10 protein-coding genes are annotated in these 12,775 nt (G+C 64.7%); 3 read left to right on the top strand and 7 right to left on the bottom strand.

Translation table 11 applies throughout. From position 1 onward, the window contains the following. Window positions 1–16 precede the first annotated feature (16 nt). The 6 genes from ACFOKJ_RS16450 to ACFOKJ_RS16425 all read right to left on the bottom strand — a co-directional run bounded on the left by ACFOKJ_RS16450 (window position 17) and on the right by ACFOKJ_RS16425 (window position 7,938). On the bottom strand, window positions 17–1,900 hold the full coding sequence (locus ACFOKJ_RS16450; RefSeq protein ID WP_390281638.1) for a lytic transglycosylase domain-containing protein: 1,884 nt from the start codon (window positions 1,898–1,900) through the stop codon (window positions 17–19). A gap of 2 nt (window positions 1,901–1,902) precedes the next feature. Beyond that, window positions 1,903–3,357, bottom strand: a complete 1,455-nt coding sequence (locus ACFOKJ_RS16445) for a TrkH family potassium uptake protein (protein WP_390281636.1) — start codon at window positions 3,355–3,357, stop codon at window positions 1,903–1,905. Window position 3,358: 1 nt separating this feature from the next. Next, on the bottom strand, window positions 3,359–3,751 hold the full coding sequence (gene gloA2 / locus ACFOKJ_RS16440) for an SMU1112c/YaeR family gloxylase I-like metalloprotein (RefSeq protein ID WP_390281634.1): 393 nt from the start codon (window positions 3,749–3,751) through the stop codon (window positions 3,359–3,361). Beyond that, window positions 3,751–5,121 carry a Trk system potassium transporter TrkA gene (gene trkA, locus ACFOKJ_RS16435; RefSeq protein WP_390281631.1) on the bottom strand — a complete coding sequence of 457 codons (1,371 nt, stop codon included), beginning with the start codon at window positions 5,119–5,121 and terminating at the stop codon, window positions 3,751–3,753. Before trkA ends, gloA2 begins: the two co-directional genes overlap by 1 nt. Before the next feature lie 193 nt (window positions 5,122–5,314). Then, window positions 5,315–5,497, bottom strand: coding sequence for a cbb3-type cytochrome oxidase assembly protein CcoS (ccoS, locus tag ACFOKJ_RS16430; RefSeq protein WP_390281628.1), 183 nt, complete (start codon window positions 5,495–5,497; stop codon window positions 5,315–5,317). Further along, window positions 5,497–7,938, bottom strand: coding sequence for a heavy metal translocating P-type ATPase (locus tag ACFOKJ_RS16425; protein ID WP_390281625.1), 2,442 nt, complete (start codon window positions 7,936–7,938; stop codon window positions 5,497–5,499). Before ACFOKJ_RS16425 ends, ccoS begins: the two co-directional genes overlap by 1 nt. Before the next feature lie 51 nt (window positions 7,939–7,989). Between ACFOKJ_RS16425 and ACFOKJ_RS16420 the strand changes: the two genes are divergently transcribed. Both ACFOKJ_RS16420 and ACFOKJ_RS16415 read left to right on the top strand, forming a co-directional pair. Further along, complete coding sequence (locus tag ACFOKJ_RS16420; protein WP_390281623.1) at window positions 7,990–8,979, top strand: NAD(P)H-quinone oxidoreductase; 990 nt, start codon at window positions 7,990–7,992, stop codon at window positions 8,977–8,979. A 182-nt stretch (window positions 8,980–9,161) separates the two neighbouring features. Then, entirely contained in the window at window positions 9,162–9,758 is a 597-nt protein-coding gene (locus ACFOKJ_RS16415) for a YajG family lipoprotein (protein ID WP_390281620.1), read from the top strand. Between the two features lie 72 nt (window positions 9,759–9,830). Here ACFOKJ_RS16415 and ACFOKJ_RS16410 read toward each other — a convergent pair whose 3' ends face one another. Further along, window positions 9,831–10,691: a hypothetical protein gene (locus ACFOKJ_RS16410; RefSeq protein WP_390281618.1), complete on the bottom strand. Its 861-nt coding sequence runs from the start codon at window positions 10,689–10,691 to the stop codon at window positions 9,831–9,833. A gap of 111 nt (window positions 10,692–10,802) precedes the next feature. Between ACFOKJ_RS16410 and typA the strand changes: the two genes are divergently transcribed. Further along, window positions 10,803–12,617, top strand: a complete 1,815-nt coding sequence (gene typA, locus ACFOKJ_RS16405) for a translational GTPase TypA (RefSeq protein WP_390281615.1) — start codon at window positions 10,803–10,805, stop codon at window positions 12,615–12,617. Window positions 12,618–12,775 lie beyond the last annotated feature (158 nt).

The following is a 12,775-nucleotide window of genomic DNA, read 5'->3' as shown; positions in this document are numbered from 1 at the left end:
CCTGTGATGTATCGGCCTAGCGTGGTGGAATCACGCCCAGGCGCTGCTTCAGCGTGGCGCCAGGCTGGCGGAAGGCGCCGGCGTAGTACACCGCGTTGGCCAGTACCTTTTGCACGTAGTCCCGCGTTTCGTTGAAGGGGATGGTTTCGGTATAGATGGCCCCCTCCAGCGGCAGGCTGGCTTGCCAGCCGCGCGCGCGGCCCGGCCCGGCGTTGTAGGCGGCGGTGGCCAGCACCGGCTGGCTGTCCAGCGTGTCCAGCACATGGCGCAGATACCAGGTGCCAAGGCGGATATTGGTATCGATGTCGTTGATCTGGTAGCCATTGCCCAGCCCGATCTTGCCCGCAACCCAGCGTGCGGTGGCCGGCATCAGCTGCATCAGGCCGCTGGCTCCCACGCCGGAGCGCGCTACATTATAGAAGCGGCTTTCCTGGCGAATCAGGCCATACACCCAGGCTTCGTCGATCTCCAGCTGCTGCGCGTAGGGGCGGGTGATCTCGCGGTAAGGGGCCAGGTAGCGCAGGCTGAAGTCGTGGCTGCTCTTGGTGCGTTCGGCGGCGTAGATCGCCATGTCGAACTGCCCCTGGCTGCGGGCCAGTTCGGCGGCGGCCAGCAGCTGCTCGTCGCTGCGCTCGCGCAGTGCCCAGCGCCACACGCGGCGGCCTTCCTCGCGCCATTCGGCACGGCCGCTGCGTTCTGCCAGCGCAAACAGCGCCATCGCCTGGCGGATCGGCAGCTCTGCGGCCAACTGCTGCTGGGCTCCGCTGGTCTGGGGGCGTTCCGGCGGGGCTTCCAGCGAGGTGCCCAGCTCTTCGCGTGCCAGCAGGCCGTAGTAGTTGTGTTCGAAGCTGGTTTTCACCAGCAGCGGGCTGGCCTCGGCGCCACGGCCCAGGGCGCGCAGCGCGCGGGCGCGCCAGTACTGCCAGGCGCCCTTGCTGGCGATGGTTGCCGGCATGGCGCGGCTGATGCGTTCCACGCGGCCCCAGTCCTGCTGGCGCAGCGCGGCGCGCAGCCACCATTCCCATTGCTCCTCGGTGAGTTGCTCCGGGTCGGCCAGGTCGAAGGCGGCCAGGGCCTGGCCCATGTCCAGGCGGCGGGCAGCGGCCAGCCCCAGCTGACCCCAGGCAAAGCCTGCTTGCGCCTTGGATAGCGCCGGCGCTGCCGTGGCCAGGTTTTCCATGGCGCTGCCAAAGTTGCTGCGCGCCAGTTTGACGATGGCCTGCACCTGCTGCTCGTTGCCGCCGCTGCGGAAGAATTCGCCATCCAGCCCGGCGGCAGTGGCCAGGCGGCGCGCCACACTCTGGAAGTTTCCGTTCAGCAGCAGCCGCAGGCGGGCTTCCACCTGTGGCTGGGTCAGCAGGCGGCGGCTGGCCTGTTCGTCGATCAGGCGGGCGCAGCCATCGGGCAGGGTGGTGGACAGCAGATTGCTGTCCGGGCGGACGCTCTGCCGCCGTTGCAGGGTGGCCAGGCTGATGTAGCAGCCGGTTTCTTCGTCGCGGCCGCTGTCGGCCAGTGCGGGTGCGGCCTGCAGCAGCTCGTCCCACATGCCGCGACGACCCAGGTCTTCCAGCAGCTCGTTGAGCGTGCGTTCCACCAGGTAGCCGCTGCGGTTGCGGTTGATGAAGGCGCGTGCCGGTACGCTGTCGCCTTTTTCCAGTTGCTTCAGTGCCAGCCAGTAGGCTGGCCAGTTGTCCAGCAGGCCGCTGTCGGCCTGCTGGCTGATGTTGTTCAGGGTGGCGAGGTCGTTCTTGCGGAAGGCGTCGCGCGCCTCGAACAGCTGGTTGTCGCTCAGCGCATGGCTGGTGGCGGGCAGCAGTGCCAGTGCCAGCGCCAGCGGGCGCAGCCAGGCGGTTCTGGCGGGTCGGCGTGGGTGGCCGGCCGGGTGGGTGGTGTGCAGCATGGTCATTTTCGCCAGAAAGTAGGGGTAAACAGAATCAGGATGGTGAACACTTCCAGACGGCCCAGCAGCATGGCAAAGCTGCAGACCCAGGTCTGGAAATCGCTTAGACCGGAGTAATTGCTTGCAGGTCCCACCTGCCCCAGACCGGGGCCGGCATTGTTGATGCAGGCAATGATGGCGGTAAAAGCGGTGATGAAGTCGAGGCCGCTGGCAATCAGGGTGAAGGTCAGCAGCACGATGCTGATGAAGTACACAAAGATGAAACCCAGTACCGAGAACGCCACGCTATCCGGAATGGCCTTGCCGCCCAGCATCAGCGGCAGTACCGCGCGCGGGTGCAGCAGGTTGCTCATCTCGCGCATGCCCTGGCGGGTAAGAATCAGGGTGCGGATCATCTTGATGCCGCCGCCGGTGGAGCCGGAGCTGGCGGTAATGCACGACAGGAACAGCATCCACAGCGGCACCAGGATAGGCCACGGCGCGTAGTCGATGCTGGCAAAGCCCGAGTCGGTGGCAATGGAGATCAGGTTGAACGACACGTGGCGCAGCGCGGTGGGCAAGGTGTAGATGCCCAGCCAGGACAGCCACAGGCTGATGGCGATAATGCTGATGCCGAGCAGCCCGACAACATGGCGCGCTTCCACGTCCTGCAGGTAGTTGCGCAGGCTGCGCTGGCGCCAGGCCAGGAAGTGGGTGGCGAAATTCAGCGCCGCCAGCACCATGAACAAGGACAGGATGGCTTCGATGAGCGGAGAGTCGAAGTAGCCGACGCTGGCATCGTGGGTGGAAAAACCGCCAAGTGACAATGCGGCAAAGGCATGGCAGATGGCATCCAGCCAGCTCATGCCGGCCAGCTTGAGCCCGAGAGTGCAAAGTGCAGTCAGGCCAGCGTACACGTACCACAGGTTGGCCGCGGTCTGCGCGATGCGTGGCGCCAGCTTGCTGTCCTTCATCGGGCCGGGCGTTTCCGCCTTGTACAGCTGCATGCCGCCGATGCCCAGCATCGGCAGGATCGCCACCGCCAGCACGATGATACCCATGCCCCCCACCCAGTTGAGGAAGTGCCGCCAGAAGTTGATGGCCGGCGGCAGCCGATCCAGGCCGGGAATCAAGGTGGCGCCGGTGGTGGTAAGCCCGGACATGGCCTCGAAAAAGGCATTGGTGAAGCTCATGCCCGGTATGTACAGCAGCAACGGTACCGCCGACATGACGGCAAAGGTAAGCCACAGCAGTGCCACCAGGATGAAGCCGTCCCGCGGCTTCAGCTCGCGCTCGAAGCGGCGGGTGAGCAGCCACAGCAGGCTGCCGGCGCCGCCGCCGGCCAGCGCCGAGTAGGCAAAATCGATGGCGGTGCCATCCTGGTACAGCCAGGACACGGCGCAGGGCAGCAGGAACAGCAGCGAGTACAGCAGGATCAGCTTGGACAGTACGTGCAGGATGGGCAGCAGCTTGCTCATGTCAGTTCACCTGCTCGTACAGTTCGATTGGCAGGCCATCCGGATCGGCAAAAAAGGTAAAGCGCTGGCCGGTGTATTCATCCACCCGCACCGGCTCGCACGCTACGCCCAATGCCGCCAGGCGGGCGATCTCCGCGTCCAGTGCCGTTACCGCCAGCGCCAGGTGGCGCAGGCCGCAGGCTTCCGGCCGGGTGGGGCGCGGCGGCGGGGCGGGAAAGCTGAACAGCTCCAGCCGGCTGCCGTCCGGCAGCGCCAGATCCAGCTTCCAGGAGTCGCGCTCGGCACGATAGTGCTCGGCCATCACGCGGGCACCGAGCACCGTAGTATAAAAGGAACGCGCGCGCGGGTAGTCGGCGCAGAGGATGGCGATGTGGTGAATGCCGTGGATCGCCATCAGAAAAACCCCAGCTTTACCTGTGTCAGCTTCTCGATCTGCCGCACCATGTGGCGACCATGCACGAAGAAGATCACGTGATCCTCCGCCTGTAGCTGCAGGTCGTGATGTGCCATCAGCACCTGCTCGCCGCGCAGCAGCGCCACGATGCTGCAGCCATGCGGCAGGGCGATGTTGTCCAGCCTGCGGCCAACCAGGCTGGAGGTTTTCTCGTCGCCATGGATGATCACTTCCATTACCTCGGCGGCGCCGCGGCGCACCGGCTGCGCCGCCACCACATCGCCACGGCGCAGGTGCGCCAGGATGGAGCCGATGGTGGACAGGTAGGGCGAGATCACGATGTCGATGCGGTTGCCTTCCAGCAGATCGACGTAGCTGGAACGGTTCACCAGCGCAATGACGCGGCGCGCGCCCATGCGCTTGGCCAGCAGCGTGGACATCAGGTTGTCCTCGTCGTCGTTGGTCAGCGCGCAGAACACGTCCATCTCGTCCACGTTCTCGCCTTCCAGCAGGCCCTCGTCGGTGGCTTCGCCATGCAGCACCAGCACCTGCGGCAGATTCTCCGCCAGCCAGCGCGCGCGCTGTGCGCCGTGTTCGATCAGTTTCACTTCGTAATCGCCGGACAGCATGCGGGCCAGCCGGTAGCCGATATTGCCGCCGCCGGCAATCATCACCCGCCGTACCGGCTTTTCGCTGGCGCGCAGTTCGTTGAGCATGGCGGGCACGTCGCCCCTGGCGGCCATGAAGAACACTTCGTCATCGGCCTCGATCACGGTGTCGCCATCCGGGCGCACCAGTTTGTCCTTGCGGTAGATGGCGCAGATGCGGCAGTCGCTGTCCGGCAGGTCTTCGCGCAGGTGGCGCAGCGGTTTGCCCAGCAGCTTGCCGCCGGCCACCGCCCGTGCCACCACCAGCTGTACCTTGCCGCCGGCAAAATCCAGCACCTGCAGCGCGCGCGGGTAGGCCAGCACCCGTAGCAGGTTGTCGGTAACGATCTGCTCCGGGCAGATGGCATGCTCCACACCGAACTGGCGCATCACCGGGCTGTCGCCGTCCACGTAGCCGGTGGCACGCAGGCGGGCGATGCGGGTGGGCACGTTGTAGCGCTGCTCAGCCAGCGCGCAGGCCACCAGATTGGTTTCGTCGTTACGCGTCAGCGCCAGCAGCATCTCGCTTTCGTCGATGCCGGCATCCTGCAGCACCGCCGGGTGGGCGGCATTGCCCAGCACGGTGCGGATATCCAGCTTGTCCTGCAGCAGCTTCAGCAGGTTGCTGTCCTGATCGACGATGGTGACATCGTTGCCTTCGCCTACCAGGTTTTCCGCCACGCTGGCGCCAACCTGGCCGCCGCCGAGAATGAGGATTTTCATGCAGGATCCGTGTTGCTGGAGGCACGCGCTGCGTGCGGTTCATCGAATGGTGTCCGGCGGCGGGGTGCGCGCCGGGCTGGCAAGCATATGACATTACGCCCGCCGTTGTCATGAGCCATGGGCGGTGCGCACGGTAAACCATGTTGCGCCGCAAAAGCGCTGCGGCCAACCACGAAGGTTGGCCGCTGTCGCATTACCGCTGCTGGCTCTGGTCCTGCTCCTGGTCCTGCGGCGGCCGGTCGTCGTCCATCAGGATGCGGTGCGCCGGGCCTTCCAGGTCGTCGAACTGGCCGGAGCGGGTGGACCACCAGAAGATGGCGCCGATGATGAACACCAGCACGATGCTCAGGGGAATCAATAAATACAGGCTTTCCATTATTTGCTCCGTTTCACCAGCCGCAGCGCGTTGCCCACCACCAGCAGCGAGCTGAGTGCCATGCCCAGGCTGGCTACCCAGGGGGTGACGTGGCCGGCGATGGCCAGCGGCAGTGCCACCAGATTGTACAGCGCTGCCCATGCCAGGTTCTCCCGGATAATGTGCAGGCAGCGGCGCGCCAGTGCAAAGGCGCGTGGCAGCTGGGCGATATCGTCGCCCATCAGCACCATGTCGCCGCTGGCGCGGGCCACGTCGGTGCCGCCGCCCATGGCCAGCGACACATCGGCGCGCGCCAGCACCGGCGCGTCGTTCACGCCATCGCCCAGCATCAGCACCCGCGCGCCATCCTGCTGCAGCTGGCGCACATAGGCCAGCTTGTCTTCCGGCGTGGCGCCGGCATGGTAGTGGGTAATGCCAAGCTGACCGGCCAGGGTGGCCACCGCCAGTTCGGCATCACCGGACAGCAGGTGCAGGCGCAGCCCCTGCTGTTGCAAGTTGCCGATCAGTGCCGGCACGCTGTCACGCAGCTGGTCGCCAATGGCGAACCAGGCCTTGATGCCGGCAGCGTTGCCCAGTGCCACCACGGTGGCAGTGGCGGGCAGGTCCGGCGGCGTGGCTTGTGCCGCCAGCCCGGCCAGCTCGGCGGCGAATGCCGGCTTGCCCAGCCGCCAGCGCTGGCCGCCGATCATACCTTCTACCCCCTGGCCCGGCTGGTTGTGCAGATTCCCGACTGCCGGCAGCGGCTGCGTGCCGGCGGCTTCCAGCAGGGCGCGGGCAATCGGGTGTTCCGAGCCTTGCTCCAGCGCGGCTGCCAGCAGCAGCGCCGGGCTGCTGTCCGGGTGCGCTGGCTGTTCGCTGGCCAGCAGGCGCATGCGGCCAAGGGTGAGGGTGCCGGTCTTGTCGAACACTACATCGCTGACGCGGGCCAGGGTTTCCAGTGCGTGGCCGCGGGTGGTGAGTACGCCGATCTGCGCCAGGTGGCCGGTGGCGGCGGTGAGCGCCGCCGGGGTGGCCAGGCTCAGCGCGCACGGGCAGGAGATCACCAGTACCGCCACGGTGATCCACAGCGCATGCTGCGGGCCGTCCAGCAGGCTCCAGCCGATAAAGGTGCCGGCGGCGGCCAGCAGTAGCAGGCTGACGAACCAGGCGGCAAAGCGATCGGCCAGCTGTGCCAGTTGCGGTTTTTCCGCCAGTGCCTGGTCCAGCAGGCGCACGATGCCGGCCAGGCGGGTGTTGCCGCCGGTCTGGGTGACTTGCAGTACCAGCGGGCTGGCCAGGTTGACGCTGCCGGCAATCACGCTATCGCCACAGCCCTTGCGCAGCGGCGTGCTTTCGCCGGTAAGCAGCGCCTCGTTCACGCTGCTGTTGCCGTCCACGATGTGGCCGTCGCAGGGGATGGTTTCGCCCGGGCGTACCAGCAGCATGGCGCCGGGCTCCAGGTTGGCCGCAGCCACTTCGCGGCAGTCGCGGCTGTGTGGCCAGTTGTCCAGCTGGTGGGCGAAGGCGGGAATCAGTTTCACCAGCCGCTCGGTGGCTTCGCCAGTCTTGCGCCGCGCCATGCCTTCCAGGTAGCGCCCGCCCAGCAGCAGGAAGATGAACATCGACACCGAATCGAAGTACACGCCGTGCTCCACCTTGTTGAGCAGGGCCCACAGGCTGGCAAAAAAGGCAGTAAGGATGCCGATGGTCACCGGGGTATCCATGCCCACGCGGCGGGTGTGGATGTCGCGCAGGGTGGAGCGGTAGAACGGAATCGCCGAATACAGCACCACCGGCAGCGTCAGCACGAAGCTGGACCAGTGCAGGATCCACAGCCACTGGCTCTCGATGTCGCCCTCCGGTGCCATGTAGATCGGCACCGCATACATCATCACCTGCATCATCGACAGCCCGGCCACCCACAGCCGGTTCAGCGCGGTCTTGCGCTCCTGTTGCTGCAGGGTTTCCTGGCGGGCACTGTCGTAGGGGTGGGCGCGGTAGCCGATTTCCGCCACTGCCTGCAGGATGCGCGACAGTTGCAGCTGGCTGTTGTCCCAGCGCACGCGGGCGCGGTGGCTGCTGTAGTTGATGTCCACGCTCAGCACGCCCGGCAGCTGGCGCACATGCTGCTCGTTCAGCCATACGCAGGCGGCGCAGGTAATGCCTTCCAGCATCAGCGTGGCTTCGCGCACCTCGCCGTCTTCGTGGCGAACGAAGCTTTGTTGCAGCTTGTCCGAATCGTATAGCGCGATCTGCTGCAGCAGCTCCGCCGGCAGCGGCTCGGCCTTGCCGGCGTCTTCGGTGCGATGCTGGTAATAGTCACCCAGACCGCTGTCGATGATGGTCTGCGCCACCGCCTGGCAGCCGGCGCAGCAGGCGTGTTCGGTTTGTTGGCGATAGCGGATCGGGTAGTCCTGGCCCGCGGGGATGGGCAGGTGGCAGTGGAAACAGGGCTGGCTCATGGCGTGCTATTGTAATGCAATAACATTTGGCAGGTTTGTGGAGGGTCAATCATGGCTATGCAGGCAGTGGTGCAGTCGGCACCTGGCGGGGTGGATACCCTGCGCTTGGATGTGGTGGAAAAGCCGGAGCCGGCCCCCGGTCAGCTGCGGGTGCGGGTGTTGGCCGCAGGGCTGAACCGCGCCGACATCGTGCAGCGCGAGGGGCATTACCCGCCGCCGAAGGGCGCCTCGCCGATCCTGGGGCTGGAAGTGGCCGGCATCGTGGATGCGGTAAACGGCCCATCGCGTTTCCAGGAGGGCGATGCGGTGTTCGGCCTGATTGCCGGTGGCGGTTATGCCGAATACGCGCTGCTGGACAGCTCGGCGGTGATTCCCAAGCCGGACATGCTGAGCTGGGTCGAGGCCGCCAGTCTGCCGGAGGCATGGATGACGGCCTGGCATAACCTGGTGGATGTCGCCGGGCTCAAGTCGGGCGAGACGGTGCTGATCCATGCCGGCGCCAGTGGTGTTGGCGCGGCGGCCATCCAGCTGGCCGCCATGCTGGGCTGCCGGGTTGTCGCCAGTGCCGGTAGCGAGGAAAAGCGCGAGTTCTGCCGGCGCTTGGGGGCCGATGAGGTGATCGACAGCCGTAGCGCCGGTTTTGCCGCCAGCCTGAAGGCGCAGGGTGGGGTGGATGTGGTGCTGGACCCGGTGGGGGCTTCGCTGTTCAACGACAATATCGCGGTGCTGAATCAGGATGGCCGCCTGGTGCTGATCGGCGTGATGGGTGGAGCGCAGGCCGATCTCAATCTTGGGCTGCTGCTGGTGAAGCGCCTGCGGGTGATCGGGTCTACGCTGCGTAGCCAGCCGGAAGCGGTGAAGGCAGGCCTGGCCGCCGCGCTGGAGCGCGAAGTGCTGCCTGCGCTGCTGGACGGCCGCGCGCATGTCACGCTGGATAGTGTCTACCCGTTGGCTGCAGTGCAGGAGGCGCATGCCTGCATGGAGGCCAATCGCAACCTCGGCAAGATCGTGTTGAGCCTGCTGCCTGTCATGCCGGGGTAACAGATCGCCGCTAAGGTGCCGTGTACAGCAAGATTCTTCCTGCTGCATGGATGTGCATGGGATTCGGGGCGGCCGCGTGGCCGCCCTTTTTTTGTATTTATTGATACAAATGCATGACAGACGGGTTTTGACGAGGTAAATAGTATTGCCGTTTGCTAAATAAATAACTCAGGGAGGCTGTTATGCGTTTGATGAAATCTGTGGTGGTGTCTGCTGTTGCACTGGCGGCGTTGTCTGGCTGCGCGCTGACGACCGAACATGTCCAGCTACAGTACGCGCCGCAGGCCGTGGTGGCGCCACTAGCCGGGGCTGGCAGTATTTCGGTCAGCGTGCAGGTGGTCGATCAGCGGCAGGATAAAAAAATCGGCAGCAAGAAAAACGGCTTCGGTATGGAAATGGCACCGATTCTGGCTGCCGATGATGTGTCCGGTACGGTGCGGCAGGCGCTGGAGCGGGAGCTGCGTGCGCGTGGTTTTCAGTTGGCGGATGCTGCGGCAGTGGTGTCGATCGCGGCGGATCTGACGCGCTTTTATAACGATTTCAAGATGGGTGTGTTTGCCGGTGATGCGGTGGCTGATCTGAACCTGTCCATTACCGTGAAATCGCGACAGGGTCAGCTGCTTTACTCGCGCCATCTGGCTGCGCAGGGGGTGGAAACCAATATCCAGCTGGCCACCGGCAATAATGCCCGTATCGCCTTGAATCGCGCCCTGGAGAACGGCATGAAGAGCCTGTTCGAGGACCGCAACTTCATCGCCGCACTGTTGGCCGCAGCGTAAACGTACAGGCCGTGCCGCTACTGGCGGCACGGCCTGGTGTTACCGGGAAGGGGCGCCGGTGGCAGGCTGGATTCAGTGCTGTACCGGCGACAGCGCCTCGATCAGCGCCACTTCCTGGGTGTAGCCCAGGGCGCGCAGCTTCTCCAGCAGCGCTTCGCCATCCACCTTGTACTTGTGATCCAGCTCGTCGTGCAGGATGCGCACTTCCACCGCCAGCCACAGGCCGCGGCAGGATTCGGCGCTGTCGAAATGCACGCCGCGCAGCACTTCCGCCACCAGGTGCAGTTCGGCATCGCTGAAACGGCGCGACAGTAGTGCCTGCTCGCGGCGGATGATCTCGGCGTAGCGGTCGCACATCTGCTGCACGCGGGCATCCAGCGGTGCGTCTTCCGGCGCGTGCTCCAGTGCTTCGGCATTGAACCAGGCGGCAGCGTCCAGCGTGACGTGCTCGGCGGCCTCTTGCCAAGCCTCCTGCAGTGCGGCGGCAAAGCGCGGCTCGGCATTGAATGACAGCGCAAATTGCATGGCGGGCGGGGTGTCCGGGCTGAGGGTTTCGCCGTTGATGCTCAGTTCGCCGGCCTCGTTGCAATGCACTTCTGCCCGCCAGGCAGCCTCTTCGCCGGTGGCCAGGTTGTCCACCAGTACTTCCAGGTAAGGCAAGGCCAGGGCCTGGCCTTCGTCGGCGGTTACCAGCCGTACGCCGATATCGAACAGGTGGCGCTTGGGCAGGCGCAGCATCTGCAGGCCGTTGTCGTGACGCAGCAGGGTGTAGTCGTCGCCGGTGTCGTACACCGCCAGGTCGCGCGCATCACGGGCGGTTTTCACCAGCTTGCCCTGCAGCTCGTCCGCCAGCAGGTTGATGTCGGCCTCCGGGCGTACGTAGCCGGTGCGGTAGTTGTCATGGATGTGCCACAGTGCATTCCAGTCGTACATGGTTCTAGCCCCCTCAAAACGGCGCAGTGTACCGAAAAATGGCGGTATTCACTGCAGTGTCACCCTGTTCATGATAGAATCGCGCGACTTTTTCGCTGACACCGAGCACCCATGACCCGACAAATTCGTAACATCGCCATCATTGCCCACGTTGACCACGGCAAAACCACCCTGGTTGACCAACTGCTGCGCCAGTCCGGCACCTTCCGCGACAACCAGCAGGTTGACGAGCGCGTGATGGATTCCAACGACCTGGAAAAAGAACGCGGCATTACCATTCTGGCCAAGAACACCGCCATCGAGTACGAAGGCGTGCACATCAACATCGTGGACACCCCGGGCCACGCCGACTTCGGCGGCGAAGTAGAGCGCGTACTGGGCATGGTTGACGGCGTGCTGCTGCTGGTAGATGCAGTGGAAGGCCCGATGCCGCAGACCCGCTTCGTGACCAAGAAAGCCCTGGCACTGGGCCTGCGTCCGATCGTGGTAATCAACAAGGTAGACCGTCCGGGCGCACGTCCGGACTGGGTGGTAGACCAGACTTTCGACCTGTTCGACAAGCTGGGCGCCACCGACGAGCAGCTGGACTTCCCGATCATCTACGCTTCCGGCCTGAACGGTTTTGCCAAGCTGGAGCTGGAAGAAGAATCCAGCGACATGCGTCCGCTGTTCGACACCGTGCTCAAGCACGTGCCGACCCCGCCGGGTAGCGCCGACGCGCCGCTGCAGCTGCAGATCGCTGCACTGGACTACTCCAGCTACACCGGCCGCCTGGGCGTTGGCCGCGTACTGAACGGCCGCATCAAGCCGGGTCAGCAGGTAGTGGTGATGAACCATGAAGACCAGGTGGCTTCCGGTCGCATCAACCAGGTGCTGGGTTACAAGGGCCTGGATCGTGTGCCGGTGGAAGAAGCCGAAGCCGGCGACATCATCATCATCTCCGGTATCGAGGATATCGGTATCGGCGTGACCATCTGCGACAAGGAGCAGCCGGTAGGCCTGCCGATGCTGTCGGTGGACGAGCCGACCCTGACCATGGACTTCATGGTGAACTCCAGCCCGCTGGCCGGCACCGAAGGCAAATTCGTGACTTCGCGCCAGATTCGCGACCGTCTGACCAAGGAGCTGCTGACCAACGTGGCGCTGCGCGTGGAAGACACCGAAGATTCCGACGTATTCCGCGTGTCCGGTCGTGGCGAACTGCACCTGACCATCCTGCTGGAAAACATGCGCCGCGAAGGCTTCGAAATGGCTGTGGCCAAGCCGCGCGTGGTGTACAAGGAAATCAACGGCGAGAAGTGCGAGCCGTACGAAAACCTGACCATCGACCTGGAAGATGACCACCAGGGTGGCGTGATGGAAGAAATCGGTCGTCGCCGTGGCGAACTGACCAATATGGAATCCGATGGCCAGGGTCGTACCCGCCTGGAATACCACATTCCGGCGCGTGGCCTGATCGGCTTCCAGTCCGACTTCATGACCATGACCCGCGGCACCGGCCTGATGAGCCACGTGTTCGACGACTACGGTCCGGTGAAGGCCGACCTGCCGGGCCGCCACAACGGCGTGCTGATCTCGCAGGATAACGGCGAAGCCGTGGCCTACGCGCTGTGGAACCTGGAAGACCGCGGCCGCATGTTCGTGAGCCCGGGCGAGAAGGTATACGAAGGCATGATCATCGGCATCCACAGCCGTGACAACGACCTGGTGGTGAACCCGCTGAAGGGCAAGAAGCTGACCAACGTGCGCGCTTCCGGTACCGACGAAGCCGTGCGCCTGACCACTCCGATCAAGCTGACGCTGGAATCGGCAGTGGAGTTCATCGACGATGACGAGCTGGTGGAAATCACCCCGAAATCCATCCGTATCCGCAAGCGCTGGCTGCAGGAACACGACCGTCGTCGTATGTCCAAAGTAGAAGGCTAAGCCTGCGCAAGCATGCATGGCAGACACGAAACCCCGGCTAGCGCCGGGGTTTTTTTCTGGCTGCAGCCAAACTAGCCACTTATGGATTGCCGGACCCGGCAAAGCCGGGCCGCTCCAGCAAAGTGCTTGCATCGGCATCCTTCCTGTTTACAAAGCAA

Source organism: Vogesella amnigena (assembly GCF_042648905.1).
Taxonomy (GTDB): Bacteria; Pseudomonadota; Gammaproteobacteria; order Burkholderiales; family Chromobacteriaceae; genus Vogesella; species Vogesella amnigena.
This window is presented reverse-complemented; position numbering and strand designations above follow the sequence as displayed.